The sequence below is a fragment of the Methyloversatilis sp. genome (genome assembly GCF_051861465.1).
Classification (GTDB): Bacteria; Pseudomonadota; Gammaproteobacteria; order Burkholderiales; family Rhodocyclaceae; genus Methyloversatilis.
This window is the reverse complement of record NZ_JBHYCQ010000006.1, coordinates 260110-279364: the sequence shown is the minus strand read 5'-3', so window position 1 is coordinate 279364 and position 19255 is coordinate 260110. Positions and strand designations below refer to the sequence as shown.

At 65.3% G+C, this 19255-nt stretch carries 16 protein-coding genes; 6 read left to right on the top strand and 10 right to left on the bottom strand.

Going from position 1 to position 19255, the window contains the following annotated elements:
- Positions 1 to 22 precede the first annotated feature (22 nt).
- Positions 23 to 1813, bottom strand: coding sequence for a GspE/PulE family protein (locus ACTIFF_RS11085; protein WP_257093416.1), 1791 nt, complete (start codon positions 1811 to 1813; stop codon positions 23 to 25).
- Between the two features lie 391 nt (positions 1814 to 2204).
- On the opposite strand from ACTIFF_RS11085, the gene ACTIFF_RS11080 reads away from it, so the two are divergent.
- Positions 2205 to 3086 (top strand): crotonase/enoyl-CoA hydratase family protein, encoded by an 882-nt coding sequence (locus ACTIFF_RS11080; protein ID WP_439536881.1) that lies wholly within the window; start codon positions 2205 to 2207, stop codon positions 3084 to 3086.
- Between the two features lie 92 nt (positions 3087 to 3178).
- On the opposite strand, the gene ACTIFF_RS11075 is transcribed toward ACTIFF_RS11080, so the two are convergent.
- Positions 3179 to 3799: a redoxin domain-containing protein gene (locus ACTIFF_RS11075; RefSeq protein ID WP_306475876.1), complete on the bottom strand. Its 621-nt coding sequence runs from the start codon at positions 3797 to 3799 to the stop codon at positions 3179 to 3181.
- A gap of 21 nt (positions 3800 to 3820) precedes the next feature.
- The gene (locus ACTIFF_RS11070) at positions 3821 to 5938 is read right to left on the bottom strand and encodes a protein-disulfide reductase DsbD family protein (RefSeq protein ID WP_439536880.1); all 2118 of its coding nucleotides are present in this window, start codon (positions 5936 to 5938) and stop codon (positions 3821 to 3823) included.
- Positions 5939 to 6148: 210 nt separating this feature from the next.
- On the opposite strand from ACTIFF_RS11070, the gene ACTIFF_RS11065 reads away from it, so the two are divergent.
- From ACTIFF_RS11065 to ACTIFF_RS11055, 3 genes are all read left to right on the top strand, one after another.
- Positions 6149 to 6934 carry a spondin domain-containing protein gene (locus tag ACTIFF_RS11065; protein ID WP_439536879.1) on the top strand — a complete coding sequence of 262 codons (786 nt, stop codon included), beginning with the start codon at positions 6149 to 6151 and terminating at the stop codon, positions 6932 to 6934.
- Between the two features lie 88 nt (positions 6935 to 7022).
- On the top strand, positions 7023 to 7724 hold the full coding sequence (locus ACTIFF_RS11060; RefSeq protein WP_439536878.1) for a winged helix-turn-helix domain-containing protein: 702 nt from the start codon (positions 7023 to 7025) through the stop codon (positions 7722 to 7724).
- On the top strand, positions 7724 to 9214 hold the full coding sequence (locus ACTIFF_RS11055) for a HAMP domain-containing sensor histidine kinase (RefSeq protein ID WP_439536877.1): 1491 nt from the start codon (positions 7724 to 7726) through the stop codon (positions 9212 to 9214). Before ACTIFF_RS11060 ends, ACTIFF_RS11055 begins: the two co-directional genes overlap by 1 nt.
- A gap of 7 nt (positions 9215 to 9221) precedes the next feature.
- Here the strand turns inward: ACTIFF_RS11055 and ACTIFF_RS11050 are convergent, their stop codons facing one another.
- Positions 9222 to 10100, bottom strand: a complete 879-nt coding sequence (locus ACTIFF_RS11050) for an alpha/beta hydrolase (RefSeq protein WP_439536876.1) — start codon at positions 10098 to 10100, stop codon at positions 9222 to 9224.
- A gap of 64 nt (positions 10101 to 10164) precedes the next feature.
- A complete protein-coding gene (gene uvrB / locus ACTIFF_RS11045; RefSeq protein WP_439536875.1) occupies positions 10165 to 12204 on the bottom strand; it encodes an excinuclease ABC subunit UvrB in 2040 nt (679 codons plus the stop codon).
- 163 nt (positions 12205 to 12367) lie between these two features.
- Between uvrB and ACTIFF_RS11040 the strand changes: the two genes are divergently transcribed.
- Entirely contained in the window at positions 12368 to 13573 is a 1206-nt protein-coding gene (locus tag ACTIFF_RS11040) for an aromatic amino acid transaminase (RefSeq protein WP_439536874.1), read from the top strand.
- A 79-nt stretch (positions 13574 to 13652) separates the two neighbouring features.
- Here ACTIFF_RS11040 and ACTIFF_RS11035 read toward each other — a convergent pair whose 3' ends face one another.
- From ACTIFF_RS11035 to ACTIFF_RS11015, 5 genes are all read right to left on the bottom strand, one after another.
- A complete protein-coding gene (locus ACTIFF_RS11035; RefSeq protein WP_439536873.1) occupies positions 13653 to 14624 on the bottom strand; it encodes an NAD(P)H-dependent flavin oxidoreductase in 972 nt (323 codons plus the stop codon).
- 192 nt (positions 14625 to 14816) lie between these two features.
- Positions 14817 to 16463: an electron transfer flavoprotein-ubiquinone oxidoreductase gene (locus ACTIFF_RS11030; protein ID WP_439536872.1), complete on the bottom strand. Its 1647-nt coding sequence runs from the start codon at positions 16461 to 16463 to the stop codon at positions 14817 to 14819.
- Between the two features lie 150 nt (positions 16464 to 16613).
- Entirely contained in the window at positions 16614 to 17474 is an 861-nt protein-coding gene (locus tag ACTIFF_RS11025; protein ID WP_306475866.1) for an SPFH domain-containing protein, read from the bottom strand.
- The gene (locus ACTIFF_RS11020; RefSeq protein ID WP_439536871.1) at positions 17471 to 17932 is read right to left on the bottom strand and encodes an NfeD family protein; all 462 of its coding nucleotides are present in this window, start codon (positions 17930 to 17932) and stop codon (positions 17471 to 17473) included. The genes ACTIFF_RS11025 and ACTIFF_RS11020 overlap by 4 nt, the downstream gene beginning before the upstream one ends.
- Positions 17933 to 17972: 40 nt before the next feature.
- Positions 17973 to 18899, bottom strand: a complete 927-nt coding sequence (locus ACTIFF_RS11015) for a histone deacetylase family protein (protein ID WP_439536870.1) — start codon at positions 18897 to 18899, stop codon at positions 17973 to 17975.
- Between the two features lie 222 nt (positions 18900 to 19121).
- Between ACTIFF_RS11015 and ACTIFF_RS11010 the strand changes: the two genes are divergently transcribed.
- Positions 19122 to 19250 (top strand): hypothetical protein, encoded by a 129-nt coding sequence (locus ACTIFF_RS11010; RefSeq protein ID WP_439536869.1) that lies wholly within the window; start codon positions 19122 to 19124, stop codon positions 19248 to 19250.
- Positions 19251 to 19255 lie beyond the last annotated feature (5 nt).

Genomic DNA, 19255 nt, shown 5'->3' with positions numbered 1-19255 from the left:
GCACGGCGGCGCGCAGCCGGCTTCAGGCCGGCGGCGCCACCTTCATGACTTCGCCCAGTGTGGTCACGCCCTGGGCGATCTTCAGGGCACCGGACACCCGAAGCGGATACATGCCTTCGCGATAAGCCTGTTCGCGCAGCGCGGCAATGTCGGCGCTGGCCGAAATCAGGTTCTTGATTTCCGGCGACATCAGCAGGATTTCGTAGATGCCGATGCGGCCCGCGTAGCCCGTCATGCGGCATTCCAGGCAGCCGACCGACTGCATGAAACGATCCGGACGGCTCGCCTTCCACGGCGACACCAGTTCGTTCCAGGCTTGCGGATCGGTTTCCTGCGGCGTGGCCGGCTTGCGGCAGTGCGGACACAGCGTGCGGACCAGCCGTTGCGCCATCACGCCCAGCACCGTAGCGTTCAGCAGATAGCTGGGTACGCCCAGATCCATCAGGCGGGTAATCGCCGACGGCGCATCGTTGGTATGCAGCGTCGACAGCACGAGGTGACCGGTCAGCGCCGCCTGGATCGCCATTTCGGCCGTTTCGAGGTCGCGTATCTCGCCCACCATGATGATGTCCGGGTCCTGCCGCATCAGCGATCGGATACCGGCCGAAAAGGTGACGCCGATGTCGGCCGACACCTGCACCTGATTGAACGACGGCTCGATCATTTCGATCGGGTCTTCGAGCGTGCATACATTGACCTCGGGCGTGGCGAGGTTCTTCAGTGTCGAGTACAGCGTGGTGGTCTTGCCCGAGCCGGTCGGACCGGTCACCAGCACGATGCCGTTCGGCTGTGTCGTCATGTTCTTCCAGCGCCGCGCGTCCTCGTCGGAAAAGCCCAGATCGCGGAAGTCGCGCACCAGCACTTCCGGGTCGAACACCCGCATCACCAGCTTTTCGCCAAAGGCGGTCGGCAGCGTGGACAGACGCAGCTCGATTTCCTGGCCGTCGGGTGCGCGCGTCTTGATCCGCCCGTCCTGCGGCCGGCGCTTTTCCACCACGTCCATGCGGCCCAGTATCTTGATGCGCGAAGTCATCGCCCCCAGTACCGGCATCGGAATCTGATAGACCTGATGCAGCACGCCATCGATGCGGAAGCGCACGACGCCGAAGTCGCGCCGCGGCTCGATGTGGATGTCGCTGGCACGCTGCTCGAAAGCGTATTGCCACAGCCAGTCGACGATGGTGACGATGTGCTGGTCATTGGCATCGAGCGGCCGGTTGCTGCGGCCCAGTTCGACCAGCTGTTCGAAATTCGACGCGCCGACACCGCTGACATCACCCCGCTTGGCCGCACCCTTGACCGATTTCGCCAGACTGTAGAACTCGACCACGTAGCGGGCGATATCGTCCGGGTTGGCGATGACGCGCCGGATCGGCCGGCGCAGGATGGGCGCCAGCTCCTTTTCCCATTCGTTCATGAAAGGCTCGGCGGTCGCGATCACCACCTCGCGCGCCGATGCCTGGACCGGCAGGATGCGGAACCGGTTGGCGTAGGCGCTCGACACCACCTCGGTCACGGCCGCAAAATCAACCTTCAGCGGGTCGATGTGGTAGTACTCGTGACCGCTCCAGCCGGCCATCCATTCCGTCAGCGCATCCAGATTGAGCGGGCGGTGCGGCGGATGCAGCGAGCGCCATTTCTGCTGTGCCAGCACGACGAGCGGATGCTCGCCGCCTCGCCAGTAGCGGCGGTCGTGCATGAAGGTACGCGCCACCGCATCGCCCAGCAGGCCGTCGGCCACCATGGCGTCAACGAGCTCCTGCAGGGTCAGTTTGTGTTCGCGTTGCTCGGTGCCGGATGCGGCTGCTGTCATCGATTCCTCCTGTTGCGTCCGACTATAGCCGAGCAGCAGATTGATCCCCGTCCGGTGCAATCAAAATTTCAAGCAAAAAATTCTCATGTTGTCGTAACATGCACTTACAGGGTCAGACTCTGTCTGGAATCGTGCACCAGACAGCAGGAATAAAAGGCAAATAAATGCCTCTCCAGTTCGCCTGATTGGCGACGTTTTTCAGCATGCTTTTTTGTCGGCTATTCCGACGGAGGCTGAAATGGATCTGTTGACCCCGTGCAATACGGTGCGCACGTCGTGCGCGTCGTCTGATGCTCCGATTCCGAACACCGCTGACCCAACCGCTACTCATGCTCTGCCTGTCTGCATCACCAAGGCAGAAACGTCTTTACAGTCGCATGAAAAACAGCGTGTGCATGTCGACAACGTCGTTCAGTTCGGTGCTGCCCCGCGCGGACCCCGACTGCTGTCGACACCGCTGATCACTTCGCGCTACGACGCCGACACCCGATCGCTGTGGATGTACGCGCATCCGGTCGGCCGCCCCTGCTTCACCCCGGAACTGCTGGCGGATGTCGTTGCCCAGCAGCAAGAGGTGGAACTGGCTCCGGGCACTGTGGATTTCTTCCTGAACTGCTCATCCGTTCCCGGCGTATACAACCTGGGCGGCGACCTCGACCTGTTCCGCCGGCTGGTCGAAGCCGGTGACCAGCAGGCGCTGATGCGTTACGCCCAGGCCTGCATCCGCGCCATTAACAACAATGTATCCGGTCTGCATGCCGATGCGGTGTCGATGGCGGTCATCCAGGGGGATGCGCTCGGCGGCGGTTTCGAGGCTGCGCTGTCCTGCCACGTGGTCATTGCCGAGCGCGGCAGCAAGCTGGGCTTTCCGGAAATGATGTTCAACCTGTTCCCGGGCATGGGCGCCTACAGTCTCGTGGCGCGCAAGGTCGGGCCGCGGATCGCCGAGGATCTCATCCTGAACGCCCGCATCATGAGTGCCGAAGAAATGCACGCGCTCGGTCTCGTCGATCACCTGGCCGAGCCCGGCACCGGAGAGCAGGTGGCGCGCGATGTCATGCGCTCCATGAGTTCCCAGCTCAAGGGCTTCCGTGCCTTCCAGCGCGCCAAGATGCACGCCTTCATCCGCCTGACCTACCAGGAACTGGAAGACGTGGTGCGCGAGTGGGTGCGTGGCGCAATGAAGCTCGACCGGCGCGACCTGCGTACGATGGAACGTCTGGTCAAGGCACAGAACCGGCTGCACGCGGGACAGGAAATCGTCAGCGCCTGACGATTGATCGCCAGGGCACCGACGTGCCCTGGTCGCTCTCCATTCGCGGTGCGTGGTAGGGCAGGCGCACCGGATCCCGCCCCGTGGAACCCTCAGTTCGCGTATTTCACCGAGCACCCATAGGCGCGCGTCACCGGCTTGGTGACCGGCTTCCCATCCAGCACCTGATTGATGGCCAGCCGCGCCAGCGGTTCGGCCTTCGGAATGTCGGCCGGGTCGGTCGATGCGATGCTGTCGATTCCCCCCATGTAGGCCAGCTTGCCGTCCGGTGCGATCACGTACATGTGCGGCGTGACCTGCGCACCGTAGGCACGCCCGATGACACCTTTGGGGTCGAGCACGAAATGGGTCGGTGACGCATTTCTGTCCGCCGTCTGCTTCAGCGCCGTTTCGCCGTCGACATGGCCCTGCTCGCCCGGCGCCGAACTGGCCACGGTCAGCCATACGGCGCCCTTTGTGGTCGCGTCGCGCTGCAGCTTCTGCATTTCGCCGCTCTTGTACCACTTGACGACATACGGGCAACCATCGTTCATCCATTCCAGCACCACGGTCTTGCCGGCGAGTCCGGACAGCGTGACGGTCTTGCCGTGGGCATCCACACCCGTAAAGGCAGGCGCAGGTTCGCCGACCTTCGGCGCGGCGAGCGCAGCCGCCGGCAGCAGTGCAACCGCCGCCGACATCAGCAGGCGGGACGTTCGGGAACTGAAGAGCATGGCCATTCCTCCGTGAAAGGATCAGGAACCGATCCGGTCGAGCACGATCTGCTCGGTCAGGATCTGCGGAAGCACCGCCGGCGGTGCGCCATCCGGCGGGAAATAGACGTAGAGCGGCACGCCGTCGCGGCCGTGCTGACGCAGAAAATCAGTGATCAGCGGATCGCTGCGCGTCCAGTCACCCTTCATGTAGGTGATGCCGCGCCGGGCGAATGCCTGCTGCACGCCGGTCGTCGACAGCGCCACCTTCTCGTTTACCAGGCAGGTGACGCACCAGGCCGCTGTCATGTTGATGAATACCGGCCTGCCGGCTGCGCGCAGTTCGCCCAGGCGCGCGGGCACATAAGGTTCCGCCCCGGCCGACGCAATGCCGACGGAGGGTGCGCCGCCGGCAGGCTCCGGCGCGCGCGCGATGCCGACGGCCGCAAGCAGTGCCACCAACAGTGCGCCGGTCCGCCACGTGCCCGCGTTTGGCGCGCCACCCTGCGCCACCCCGAGCAACCAGCCGGCGAGCGCCAGCAACAACAACACGACCAGTGCCATCAGCACGCCATCGGCGCCGGATTGCTGGCTCAGCACCCACACCAGCCAGGCGGCCGCTGCGTACATCGGAAAGGCCAGCGCCTGCTTCAGGCGGTCCATCCACGGACCGGGTCGGGGCATGCGGCGCGCCAGACCCGGCACGAAGGCGAGCAGCGCATAAGGCAATGCCAACCCGACACCCATGGCGACGAACACCGCAACGGTCTGTGCCGCCGGCGCTGCAAGCGCGAACGCCAGCGCCCCTCCCATGAAGGGCGCGGTGCACGGTGTGGCGACGACGACCGCCAGGGCGCCGGTGAAGAAGCTGCCGGACAGGCCCGGTCGTGATGCCAGCGCATCCCCGGCGGACGCGAATCCGCTGCCGAAGCCGAACACGCCGGACAGATTCAGGCCGATGACGAACAGCAGCGCCGCCATGGCGGTCACGAACACCGGTGACTGGAACTGGAAGCCCCAACCTGCCTGCAACCCTGCTGTGCGAAGTGCGAGCAGCACGCCGGCCAGCAGCAGGAAAGTGGTCACGACACCGGCGCAGTAGGCAAGCGACTGCGCACGCACCGTGCGCTGCGCGTGACCGCCCAGACGGGCGAACGACAGCGCCTTGATCGCCAGCACCGGGAATACACAGGGCATCAGGTTGAGCAGCAGACCACCGGCCAGCGCGAACAGCACAGCCCAGGCGAGGCCGAGGCCATCTGCCACCGGCGCTGCGGCGGACGCCAACCCGGCCGGCGCTGGCAAGGGCGCGTCGCCGGTCGCAAGCAGCACGGCGGGCGCGCGTTCGGTGGCGGCTCCGGGCGTCGCCACCCAGAGCACGCGGGTGATGCCGTCGCGGTCGCGCACATGGAGCACGCCGGACAGCGCGCGCGCCGGATCGAACGCGGCGCCCGCCTGGAATGCGAGTGCGGCGCGGCCGTCGGAAACTGTCAGCGTCTGCGCCGCACCATGTTCGACCTGGCCCCAGTCTGCCGGCAGAAAGTCAGCCGTGACGATGGCATCAGCGCCCGGCCCGCTCACTGTGAGCACGCCATCCGCGCTGACCGCCGCCTGCCAGTCGGACTTCACGGGAACCGCATCGCGTGCCGCATCGAACAGCAGCGCTTCGGCGCTGCGGGTCGCCTCACCCGCCGGCAACGTCAGCCTGAACACGCCCTCTTCCGGAATGCAGATGTCCTTGCACACCAGCCAGCCGGCTTTCGCCGTCAGCGTCTGCGGGCCTTCAAGGCCCGCCGGCAGTGTCACGCTGAAGGGCAACAGCACTTCACCTTCGTGAATGAAGGTGGTCACCGGCCCGTCGACGTGGCGCTTCGGCGCCGGCCAGCGGATGTCCGACACCGTGCTGCCGGCCGGCGCAAACAGTTCGATGCGCGGCGGCTGCCCGGCGTCGCCCGGATTCATCCAGTAGATATGCCAGCCTTCGGCCAGGCGCAGATGCAAGGCGAGATCGACCGTATCGCCGGCACGCGCAGCATCCTGTGCCGACACCATCGTGACGGTGGCGCGCGCGCTGACGACCGCTCCGCTCTCCAGTGCCGATGCAGGCGACTGGATGAGCACGGCGAGAAGCAGCAACAGACGGATGAAAGTGGCGCGCATGGTTAGGCAAGGGATCGTTTTCAGCGTCGTCGGTTCCTGAAGCGGTGTCCAGCCAAGTGGTGAAAGTCGTCACCGCGGCAGAAAAGCATGCATCCCGTCGCGGTGAAGGTTGTGTGAGGACTCGGTGACAAGGGCTGCCTAGCATCCGGACACCGGTCAGCAGTTCAGGGGCCGGCTCACCTCACATATCCCATATCCCGGAGAGTCCTCATGTTTCCCATTTCATTGCGCACGTCCCGTCTGGCCGCAGCCATGGTGCTGGTCGGCCTCGCTTCGTCGGCCCAGGCGGCCCTCGTCGACATCACGGTCACCGTGGAAAACCTCGTACCCGCCAACGGCATCAGCTTCGCGCCACTGCACTTCGGATTCAACAACGGCAGCTTCGACGCCTTCAATCTGGGCAGCGTCGCGACCGAGCCCATCATTTCGGTCGCCGAGGGCGGTGCGGGTGGCGCATGGCAGGCGGCCTTCGCCGCAGCCGACCCGACAGCAACCCGCGGCACGCTGGGCGGCTTGTTGCAGCCAGGTGGCACGAGCAGCGCCACCTTCACCGTTGACAGCGCGCTCAACCGGTTCTTCACGTTCGCGGCCATGGTCGTGCCGAGCAACGATTTCTTCATCGGCAACGATTCGCCGATGCGCTACCAGCTGTTCGACGCCGCAGGCAATCTGGTCATCAGTTCGATCAACCAGACCGCCCGGCAAATCTGGGATGCCGGCTCCGAGGTATTCGACCCCGCCGCGTCGGCGTTTGTCGGCAACAACGACCTGCGCGCGCCGCAGAATTCGGTGGTTGCGTTCAATTTTGCCGAGCTCGCTGCCTACAACGGCCTCACGACTGCGACCGGCTACACGCTCGACAGCACACTCGCAGCCGACACCAGCGTTTATCGCATTTCGTTTGCTGTCGCGCCGGTACCCGAGCCGGAAACCTACGCCATGATGCTGGCGGGCCTGCTCATGATCGGCAGCATCGCGCGCCGGCGACTGGGCTGAACGCGGTCGACAAGCTTCACGCCGGCGTGAAGTCAGTCGGCGGCAGACCTGCTAGTCTCGATTTTTCAGCCTGCCGGGCGCCAGACCGATGAACGAGCATGTGTTGCTTGTCGAGGACGACAACGCCATCGCGGGTACCTTGCGTCTCCATCTGGAAGGCGCAGGGTACCGCCTGCACCGCGAATCGGACGGTCTGCAGGCCATCGCCGCCATCGATCGCCGGCGCTGGGACCTGGTGCTGCTCGACCTGATGTTGCCGGGTGCGGACGGATGGGACGTCTGTCGCCACCTCAAGGCACGGCACGCGGATATTCCGGTCATCATGCTGAGTGCCCGTTCGGCGGAGGCTCACCGCGTGCTCGGGCTCGAACTCGGTGCCGACGACTACCTCGCCAAACCCTTCTCGATGCTCGAACTGGTGGCACGCGTACGTGCGCTGCTGCGCCGTGTCGAGCAGCTGCGCAGTGCACCTTCGGTCGCCGTTGACGTGCGCTTCGGATCGTTTCGACTTGACACGCAGCGACGCGAACTGGCGCGCGATGACGTGCCGATCCCGCTCACCTTGCGCGAATTCGATCTGCTGCACTTTCTGGCACGGCATCCCGGGCAGGCCTTCAGTCGCGGCAGTCTGTTGCAGCGCGTCTGGGGACCCGGCTTTGATGGGTACGAACACACGGTCAATTCGCACATCAACCGCTTGCGCAACAAGATCGAGGACGACCCGAGAAATCCGCAGCGCATCGTGACGGTCTGGGGCGTGGGCTACCGATTCGAGGACACCGTGCCGTGATGCGTTCGCCCTCCTTCGCGACACGTCTCATCGTCACCATGGCGTTGCTGCTGCTCGCCTATGGCGCATTTGTCGGCCTGCTCGGACGGCAGGTCGCGGCACAACACGAAAAGGAGTCGCTGCAACGCCTGTCGCACGGGCTGGCCCGGCACATCATCGAACACTGGCCGGACATTGCACGGACTGATGCGGACGCCGCCGACCGGTCGGCCCGCGAAACCCTGCTGTCGATGCTGATGGTCGTCAATCCAGGCGTTCAGGTCTATGTGCTGGACGCCGACGGACGCGTCGCCCACTACATCGGCGAGCCCGGCATGGTGCGGCAGCCGCAGGTCGATCTGGCTCCGGTTCAGCAGTTTCTCGACGGCGCGCCCTTGCCGCTGTTCGGCACCGATCCGATGGACGTCGGCGTGTCCCGCATTTTCAGCACTGCGATGTTTGCGCCGCGACCCGGCGACCCGAAGCCGCCCGGTTACCTCTACATCGTGCTCGACGGTCAGGCGCGCACGCTTGTGGCCGGTCAATCCAGCCTGCAGCGCGTCTGGCAGGGCGCTGCGGTCGCGGCCACGCTGGGGCTCCTGCTCGCGGTGGCGAGCGGGGTCATCGCATTCCATCGGCTGACGCGGCCCCTGCATCGCATCGCGCACCGCATGCGCCGCTTCGGCAAGGACGACGCCGGTACCGCGGGCATCAGCGACGTCGTCGCGATGCAGCAAGGTGACGAGGTGCAGGCGATAGAACGCGCTTTCGAGGACATGACCGAAAGGCTGCGGGCACAGGGCACGCGGGAACAGCAGCAAAGCGACGCACACCGGGAAATGATGGCGGGCGTGGCGCATGATCTGCGGTCGCCCCTGACAGCGCTTCACGGTCAGCTCGAAGCACTTGCCGGACACCGCTCGTCGCCGCCGGCAACGTTCGATCGCATCCTGTCGACTGCGCTGGCGCAAAGCGACAAGGTGCGCCGGCTGTCGCAACAGCTGTTCGAACTGTGCGCGTTGCAGTCGAGCGGTCAGTCGCTCAACCGGGAGCGGTTCCGGCTCGACGAGCTGGTGACCGACGCCGTGCAGAAATTCGATCTGACCGACAGCGCCCAGCCGCCCGTCATGCTTCAGGGACCGCCACCCGGAAGGCTTGAACTCGAGGGCGACCTGCAACTGATCGAGCGCGCCTTGACCAACCTGATCGACAACGCCATGCGTCACGCACCCGGCGCCGGGCCGGTGCACGTCAGCCTGAGTCGCAACGGCGTATTGGCGCAGATCGTCGTGGAAGATGCCGGCCCCGGGCTGCCTGAAGATCTGATCGAACGACTCGAACGCGGACAGTCCTTGCGTGATCCGCCGCTGCAAAGAAAGAGCGGCGGCATCGGCGGGCTCGGTCTGGCAATCGCCCAGCGCGTGGCCGATCTGCACGGAGGGAGCCTGCGGCCGTTGCCGGCCCGTAACGGGGGCACTCGCCTGTGTCTTGCGCTGCCGCTGAGTCTCTGAACAACCCTCAGGGACGCGGTTGCGCCACCACCGTCCCGACGAAAGCCGCCACGTCATCGACGACCGGGGCCAGTCCGCGCAGCGGGCGGCCGAAGGCGCCCACCAGGGTCAGGTGATTGACCCCGTCGTAGTAGCGCTCATCGACCGCGACACCCGAATCGCGCAAGGCCTGCGCGAGACCGCCGGTGTTGCGTTGCGGATTGACGAGAACGTCTTCCCGCGCGGCGATCAACAGGCTGCGCGGCGCCGCGGCCGACACGTGCCGGAGCGGTTGCGAGTCGGCGGGCGCCGGATCTTCGACACCCGGGCGGTTGAATACGGGTTTGACGTCCGGATTGACGATGGGCAGGAAATCGTAAGGCCCTGCCAGACCGACCAGTCCCGCCAGCCGGTCAGTCCCGCGACCGAGCCTGCCCAGCCAGCGCGCGTCCAGCGCCAGCATGGCGGCGTTGTAGGCGCCGGCGCTGTGTCCGGCCACATGCAGCCGACCGGGATCGGCGCCATGCGCCGCCGCGTTGTCCATCGCCCAGGCAACGGCTGCGGCACAATCGTCGAGAAAGGCCGGATACACCACTTCCGGGTACAGCCGGTAATCGGGAATCACCGTGACGATGCCGCGCTCGGCCAGCGCGGCGCCGACGAACAGGTAGTCCTCGCGCCGACCGGCGTTCCAGCTGCCGCCGTAGAAAAACACGACGACCGGCGCCGGGCCCGACGTGTCGAGCGGACGATAGACATCCAGCTTCATGCGCGGGTGCGTGCCGTAGGCGATGCCGGCTTCGCGCCGGTGCGCGGACGGCGCCAGCAGATTCAGCAGACCGGTGGCGGAACAGCCGGCGAGCAGCGGCAGGCCGGACAGCAGGCCCAGCAAGGCGCGTCTTTTCATGTGACGAAGGCGGTCGGTCGAATGATCCGGTTACCCACAACGACGCCTGGCGGATGCATCCGCATCAGGCGCCGAAGGCACCGCTGCGCAGCTTGAACAGCCGGTCGCGCGCCGCGGCAGCCTTCTCGAATTCGAGATTCTTCGCGTGTTCGATCATTTCCTTCTCCAGCTTCTTGATCTCGCGCGACAGATCCTTCTCGCTCATGGACTCGAAGCGGGCGTGCTCCTCGGCCACCTTCAGTTCGCGCGCGACTTCGTCCTGGTCGTATACGCCGTCGATGATGTCCTTGATGCGTTTGACCACCGAGCGCGGCGTGATGCCCTGCGCGAGGTTGTGTGCGATCTGACGGGTGCGGCGCCGCTCGGTTTCCCCGATGGCGCGCTTCATCGACTCGGTCATCTGATCGGCGTACAGGATGGCGGTGCCGTGCAGGTGGCGGGCCGCCCGGCCTATGGTCTGGATCAGGCTGCGCTCCGAGCGCAGGAAGCCTTCCTTGTCGGCATCCAGAATCGCCACCAGCGACACCTCGGGAATATCCAGCCCCTCGCGCAGCAGGTTGATACCGATCAGCACGTCGAATTCGCCCAGCCGCAGGTCGCGGATGATTTCCACCCGCTCCACCGTGTCGATGTCCGAATGCAGATAGCGCACGCGGATGCCGTTCTCGGCGAAGTAGTCGGTCAGGTCCTCGGCCAGCCGCTTGGTCAGCACGGTAACCAGAATGCGCTCCTGCACCGCCACCCGCTTGCGGATCTCGCCCAGCAGGTCATCGACCTGGGTGATGGCCGGTCGGATTTCTATCATCGGGTCGATCAGCCCGGTCGGCCGCACCAGCTGTTCCACCACCTGTCCCTGGTTCGCCGCCTCGTACGCCGACGGCGTGGCCGATACGAACACGGTCTGCGGCATCAGCTTTTCGAATTCGTCGAACTTCAGCGGCCGGTTGTCGAGCGCAGACGGCAGGCGGAAGCCGAAATCGACCAGATTGGTCTTGCGCGCCAGATCGCCCTTGAACATGCCGCCGATCTGCGGAATGGTCACATGCGACTCGTCGATGAACATCAGCGCATCCGGCGGCAGATAGTCGATCAGCGTCGGCGGCGCATCGCCCGGCTGGCGGCCCGACATGTGACGCGAATAGTTCTCGATGCCCTTGCAGAAACCCAGTTCGTTGAGCATTTCGAGATCGAAGCGGGTGCGCTGCTCGATCCGCTGCGCCTCGACCAGCTTGCCCTGGCTGACGAATTCCTTCGACCGCAGTTCCAGTTCGATCTTGATCGCGTCGATCGCACGCAGCACGGTGGCGCGTGGCGTCACGTAATGGCTCGACGGATAGACCGTGAAGCGGCCGATCTTCTGCTTCACCTGACCGGTCAGCGGATCGAACAGCGACAGTTCCTCGATCTGGTCGTCGAACAGCGACACGCGCAGTGCGTTTTCCGCCTGTTCGGCCGGAAAGATGTCGATCACGTCGCCGCGCACGCGGAACACACCGCGCCGGAAATCCATGTCGTTGCGCTGGTACTGCATCTGCACCAGGCGGGCGATGATGTCGCGCTGGTGCAGCGTGCCGCCCTCGCGCAGGTGCAGGATCATCGCGTGGTAATCGACCGGATCGCCGATGCCGTAGATCGCCGATACGGTTGCCACGATCACCACATCGCGCCGCTCGAGCAGACTTTTGGTCGCCGACAGCCGCATCTGTTCGATGTGCTCGTTGATCGCGCTGTCCTTTTCGATGAACAGGTCCTTCGACGGCACGTAGGCTTCCGGCTGGTAGTAGTCGTAGTAGCTGACGAAGTACTCGACCGCGTTTTCCGGGAAGAACTCGCGGAATTCCGAATACAGCTGGGCGGCCAGCGTCTTGTTCGGCGCCATGACCAGCGCCGGGCGGCCCAGTTGCGCGATGACATTGGCCATCGTGTAGGTCTTGCCCGAGCCGGTCACGCCGAGCAGCGTCTGGAACATCAGGCCGTCTTCGATGCCCTCGACCAGCTTGACGATGGCCGTCGGCTGATCGCCGGCGGGCGGAAAGGGCTGATGGAGCCTGTAGGGGCTGTTGTCAAACGTTAACAGCGCGGGTGCGACGGCGATTTCTGACATGTTAGAATTTTGCGTTGCACAAGACGTACTGACAAGGACTGCCGAAGCATCGCACGAGTTCGCATGCCTGCAGACAGCACGCCGTTTCACGCCTATCTTTCAAGCACATGACGCATCCGCCTCAGTTCGAGGCATCCACCTCACGCACTCCGGAGCACCACGCATGAACCCGTCTGTCTTCTCGTCCGTCGACATGGCACCGCGCGACCCCATCCTGGGTCTGACCGAAGCTTTCAACACCGACACCCGCACGACCAAGGTCAATCTGGGCGTCGGCGTGTATTACGACGACGCAGGCAAGCTGCCGCTGCTGCGCGCAGTGCGTACGGCCGAAGAAGCGCGCATGAAGAATGCGCCGCCACGCGGCTATCAGCCGATCGAAGGTTCGCCGGCCTACAACAAGGCGGTGCAGGACCTGCTGTTCGGCGCGGGCGCCGCGCTGACGGCCGACGGCCGCGTGGTCACGGCCCAGGCGCTGGGCGGTACAGGTGCGCTGAAGATCGGTGCCGACTTCCTGAAGCGCCTGCTGCCGCAGGCCAGGGTGTACATCAGCGATCCGAGCTGGGAAAACCATCGCGCGCTGTTCGAAGCCGCCGGGTTCGAGGTCGACACCTATCCGTATTTCGACGCCGACACGCGCGGCGTGCGGTTCGACGCGATGATCGCCCACCTGAAGGCGCTGCCGGCCCACGCCATCGTGCTGCTGCACGCCTGCTGCCACAACCCGACCGGCGCCGACCTGACCGATGCGCAGTGGGGCGAAGTGGTCGAGGTGTGCAAGTCGCGCAATCTTGTGCCCTTCCTCGACATGGCTTACCAGGGCTTCGCTGACGACATCGAGAAGGACGCCGTGGCGGTGCGCCTGTTCGTGCAGTCGGGTCTGAGCTTCGTCATTTCCAGTTCGTTCTCGAAGTCGTTCTCGCTGTACGGCGAGCGCGTCGGCGCGCTGTCCATCGTGACCGCGAGCAAGGACGAAGCCGGCCGCGTGCTGAGCCAGTTGAAGCGCACCATCCGCACCAACTACTCCAACCCGCCGACACACGGCGGCGCAGTGGTCGCGGCCGTGCTGTCGACGCCGGAACTGCGTGCCATGTGGGAACAGGAACTGGGTGAAATGCGCGACCGCATCCGCGCCATGCGCACCGGCCTGGTCGACAAGCTCGCCGCGCGCGGCGTGGCGCGCGACTTCTCCTTCGTCGTGCGTCAGCGCGGCATGTTCAGCTATACCGGCCTGAACGCTGCACAGGTCGATCGCCTGCGCGACGAATTCGGCATCTACGCCGTCGGTACCGGCCGCATCTGCCTGGCTGCGCTGAATTCGAAGAATATCGACTACGTGGCCGATTCGCTCGCAACCATCCTGAAGTAAGCGCTGCCGCCGGTCCGCAAGCGCGGATCAGCGCCCGCCGCGACGCGACCCCGGACGGGGTCCGTCGTCCTGTTCAGTCTCAGGCGGCGCGTTCGCCCGCAATGCGCAGGCTTTCCCGGCACTCCGCGACCATGCGTGCGATCAGCACGTCGCAGGTCGGAATGTCATGGATCAGCCCCACCACCTGCCCGGCCGTGATGATGCCGCCGTCGACGTCGCCATCGGCCAGCGCGGCGGCGCCGCGGGCGCCGCTGACCAGCGGCCGGATGTCTTCGAACTGGCAGCCGCCCGGCCGACTTTCCGCCGCTGCAACCTCTTCCGACACGGCATTGCGGAACACCCGCGCGGTGTTGTGCAGGCTGCGCAGGATGAGCCGGGTGTCGCGTTCAGTGGCATTCACCAGCGCCTGCTTGATGTTGTCGTGGATCGGCGCCTCCTGCGTGGCGCAGAAGCGCGTTCCCATATTGACGCCTTCGGCGCCGAGAGCGAGCGCGGCCGCCATGCCGCGACCGTCGCCAATGCCACCCGACGCGATGACCGGTACATCGAGCGCCTGCACCGCGAGCGGAATCAGCACCAGGCCGGGCACGTCGTCTTCCCCCGGATGGCCGGCGCATTCGAAGCCGTCGATGCTGATGATGTCCACGCCGTTGCGCTGCGCCGACAGTGCGTGGCGCACCGCCACACATTTGTGGATCAGCGTCACACCACGCGCCTTGGCCTTGTCGATGAAGGCTTTCGGATTGTTGCCGGCGGTTTCCAGAATGCGGATGCCGGCATCGAGAATCACGTCCAGATAGGCCTCGTAGGGTGGCGGCTTGATCGCCGGCAGGATCGTCAGATTGACGCCGAACGGTGCATCGGTCATGCCGCGGCAGCGTTCGATCTCCTTCGCCAGCGCCTCGGGCGTCGGCTGGGTCAGCGCGGTCAGGATGCCGAGGCCGCCGGCATTCGATACCGCCGACGACAGCTCTGCGGTGCCCACCCACATCATGCCGCCCTGCACGATGGGGTAGCGGATGCCCAGCATGTCGGTGATGCGTGTCTTCATGATTCAAGCTCCTGACGATCGTGGCCCACGAGCCCGGATGATGCCTGCGCGAACTGTGATCAGGGCGTTTGAAACGCTGTGGAGGCCTGGGTTGTTGGGCATCGCTGCGCTCTCCCCAACTTACCCACCGACCACGTGAAGAAACGTAGGTTGGGGTGAGCGCAGCGATGCCCAACAACGGACTCGATGCACTTACATCCCGTTGTAGATCGGTCCTTCGCCACCCTGCGGCGTCACCCAGTGGATGTTCTGCGTCGGATCCTTGATGTCGCAGCTCTTGCAGTGGACGCAGTTCTGCGCGTTGATCTGGAGCCGCGGCCCGCTGGATTCGCGGACGATTTCATACACGCCGGCCGGGCAATAGCGCTGCTCGGGTGACTCGTAGGCCGCCAGATTGACGGTGATGGCCACGCCTGCGTCCTTCAGCGTCAGATGACAGGGCTGGTCCTCTTCGTGGTTGGTGCTGGACAGGAAGACCGACGACAGGCGGTCGAAGGTCAACACGCCATCGGGTTTCGGGTAGTCGATCGGCGTGCGGGTCGCCGCTGGCGCCAGCGTGGTGTGGTCGGCTTCGTTGCGCAGCGTCCACGGCACATTGCCCTTGAACAGCAATTGCTCGGCACCGAACAGGAAGGACCCCAGCCACAGTCCCTTCTTCATGTACGGCTTGAAGTTGCGGGTCTGGTGCAGCTCTTCCCTCAGCCAGCTGATGCGGAATGCGGCCGGATAGGCGTCCAGCGCGTCCTGCGCACGCCCCGCCAAGAGCGCATCGACCGCGGCATCGGCGGCCAGCATGCCGCTCTTGATCGCCGCATGACTGCCCTTGATGCGTGCCGCGTTCAGGAAGCCGGCGTCGTCGCCGATCAGCGCGCCGCCCGGGAACACCAGCTTCGGCAGGCTCTGCAGGCCGCCCGCCGTGATGGCGCGCGCACCGTACGCCAGCCGCGTGCCGCCTTCTATGTGGCTGCGGATCGTCGGGTGGGTCTTGTAGCGCTGGAATTCCTCGTACGGCGACAGCCACGGGTTGCTGTAATTGAGGCCGACCACGTAACCGACGGCGACCAGATTGTCTTTCAGGTGGTAGATGAAGCCGCCGCCGTAGGTGTCGTTGTCGAGCGGCCAGCCGGCGGTATGGACGACCAGCCCGGGCTGACTCTGCGCCGCGGGCACTTCCCACAATTCCTTGATGCCCAGGCCGTAGGTCTGCGGGTCGACGCCGTCGCGCAGGTGGTAGCGCGCCTCCAGCTGCTTGCCCAGATGACCGCGACAGCCTTCGGCGAACAACGTGTACTTCGCGCGCAACGCCATGCCGGGCTGGTAGGCGCTGCCCGGCGTACCATCCCGCCCGACGCCCATGTCGCCGGTGATGACGCCGGCCACCCGGTTCTCGTCATCGAACAGCGGCGCGCTGCCGGCAAAGCCGGGGAAGATGTCCACGCCCAGCGCTTCGGCCTGTTCGCCCAGCCACTTCACGACATGACCCAGCCGCACGATGTAATTGCCATCGTTGTGGAAGCTTTGTGGCAGCAGTCCGCCCGGCACCGCGCGCGCGCCGGTTTCGGACAGGAAGTACATCCTGTCCTGTGTCACCGGCGTGTGCAGCGGCGCGCCGAGCGCCTTCCAATCCGGCAGCAGCTCGGTCAATGCACGCGGATCCATGACCGCGCCGGACAGAATGTGCGCGCCGACTTCAGCCGCCTTGTCGATGACGCAGACCGACAGCTCATGGCCGGCCGCGGTGGCTTTCTGCTTCGCGCGGATCGCCGCCGCCAGTCCGGCCGGACCCGCGCCGACGACCAGCAGGTCGAAGTCCATGGATTCGCGTTCGATGTCGGACATAGGTGAAGTCTTCCGGAAAGCTGAACCGTCGATAGAAGCGGATCAGTTAAATACTGTTGGCCCAGGCAGCCCGAGAAACCGGCGCTTAAAGCACCCCGTGCGATCTCACCCGCCGCGATCCGTTGCTCCAGTGTCCATCTGCGGCGACTACTATTTCCCCTGCGCCCGCGCAAAGATGCCGGCCACCGCATCCTGCAGGTCGGCCGGCAGCACGACGATCTTGGCATTCGGCGATTCGCCTAGCTTACCCAGCGCAGCCACGTATTTTTCGCCCAGCAGATACATCATCGGCAGTTGCTGTTCGCCGAGCGACACCGTGACGCGACGGATCGACTCGGCACTGGCCTCGGCGAGCGTGACCTGTGCGGCGGCATCCCGCTTGGCCGATTCAAGGCGCGCTTCGGCTTCCAGAATCATCGACTGCTTCTGCCCTTCCGAGCGGGTCACCATGGCCTTGCGTTCGCGCTCCGCGCTGGCTTGCTGTTCCATCGCGCGCTGCATCGAATCCGACGGATTGATGTCCTGAATCTCCACCGATTTCACGGTCAGGCCCCAGTCGATCGCCTCGTCGGCGATGCTTTCGCGCAGACGGATCTTGATCTTGTCGCGGCTCGACAGCGCCTGATCCAGATCCATTTCGCCGACGATGGAGCGCAGCGTGGTCATGATCAGGTTGCGGATGGCTTCGGAAAAGTCGGTCACGCCATAGACCGCCTTGACCGGGTCGGTCACCTTGATGAACGCCACGGCATTGGTGCGGATCACCGCGTTGTCGCGCGTGATCACCTCCTGCTCCTGCACGTCCAGAATGATGTCCTTGGTGATCACCTTGTAGGCCACGTCATCGAGGTAGGGAATGATGATGTTCAGGCCCGGCAACAGCGTGCTCTGGTACTTGCCGAGCCGCTGCACGATCCACTCCTCGCCCTGCGGCACGATGCGCAGGCCCTTGGCCAGCGTGACGAAAGCAAAAACCAGTATCGCGATGGCGACGACGATGCCCGAACTCATGCCGAAACTCCCTTGTTGATCAGCCCCACCTTGAGCAGCGACCCTTCCACCGACAGCACCTTCACCCGTTCGCCGGCCGCAATGGTGTCGTCGGCGATGCACTCCCACACATCGCTGCCGAGCAGCGGCTTCTGGAAGCGCACCTTGCCGCGACCATAAGGCGTCACCTCGCCGACCAGCAGACCGACCTCGCCGATCTGCTCGCCATCCGACATGCCGGCGTGCGTCTTGTGCTGATCGGTGCGGAACACCTTGAACCAGACAAACACCAGCAGGCAGGACAGTGCTGTCCACACTCCGAGCAGCAGGGTCAGCGACAGCGCCGGCAGGGCGGCCACCAGCAAGCCGATCGCCACCGCAGCCACGCCGAACCACACCAGCACCATGCCGGGCACCGCCAGTTCGAACAGGATCAGCGCCAGACCCGCGACCAGCCAGTGCCACCATTCGATATTCATGCCGTCAGTCCATCTCCGTTGCAACGGCCAGTGTAGCGGCTCAGCGGCTGCAATCGCCAAGCGCCATCAGGTGTGCGGCCACGGCCGCGCCGATATTGCCCAGGCCGTAGCCACCTTCCAGCGTCGAAATGATGCGGCCCTTGCCCGACGCTTCGGCGATGTCGCGCAACGCGTGCGTGAGCCAGCGGTAATCGGCCGCTTCGAGCTGGATGTTGGCCAGCGGATCGTCCCGATGCGCATCGAAGCCGGCCGAAATGAACACGATCTGCGGCTTGAAGGCGCGCAGCGCGGGCAGCGCAGTCTGTGTCCAGTGTCGGCGAAAAGCGTCACTGCCGTCACCTGCCGCCAGACGCATGGGCAGATAACCCGCCCGTTCCGGAAAATTGCCCTGCGGGTAATACGGATGCTGGAAGCTGTCGGCCATCAGCACGCGCGGCTCGCGCCGGAACATGCTCTCGGTGCCGTTGCCGCGATGCACGTCGAAGTCGGCCACCGCGACGCGCTCGATGCCGTGTGCCGCCAGCGCGTGCGCCATGCCGACCGCCACGTTGCCATAGAGGCAGAAACCCATCGCATCTCCCGCGCGGGCGTGATGGCCGGGCGGGCGCGTGGCGCAGAACACGCTGCGCGTGCGGCCACTCATCACAAGATCGACCGCATGCACCACGGCGCCGGCCGCGCGCGACGCGGCCGCAAGCGAACCGGGCGACATGACGGTATCGGGATCGAGTTTGTGCAGGCCGGACGCGGGCGCGACGTTCTCCACCTCATCCAGATAAGCCGGGTGATGCACGCGTTCGAGCTGCTCGCGGGTGACCCGGGGCGCATCGATGCGTTGCCAGGTGCGCAACAGGCCGGCGGCGGCGATGCCATCGAGCACCGCCGTCAGCCGCGCCGGTGCTTCCGGGTGACGCTCGCCGGGTTGGTGACCGAGACAATCGGCGTGGGTCAGCAGTACGCAGTCCATTCAGCAGGGGGCGGCGGGCAGTCCGTTCGAAGACCAGAGCCAGCGCGAATATGTGAACAGGCCGGATGATAGCGGCAAGCATCGTCCTCATGACCTACGACACGCTGTGCATCCGGTTTGCGGGTTTTCAAGGCGATTGCAAGCGCCTAGACTGCCGACGTCGCCCGAAAATCGACCCTGCACGGACATTCAGGATGCCGCGCGGGCCCCGTGGAGCACACCATGAGCAGCGTCGCCTCGTGCATCGGCATCAAGGACCGTTCCGTCAATGGCACGGCGCCTGGTAGTTGCCCGGACGCAGGCACCGTGAGGGTGCGCCGCATGGCCTTCATCCCCTGCATCGCGCACTGAGGCCA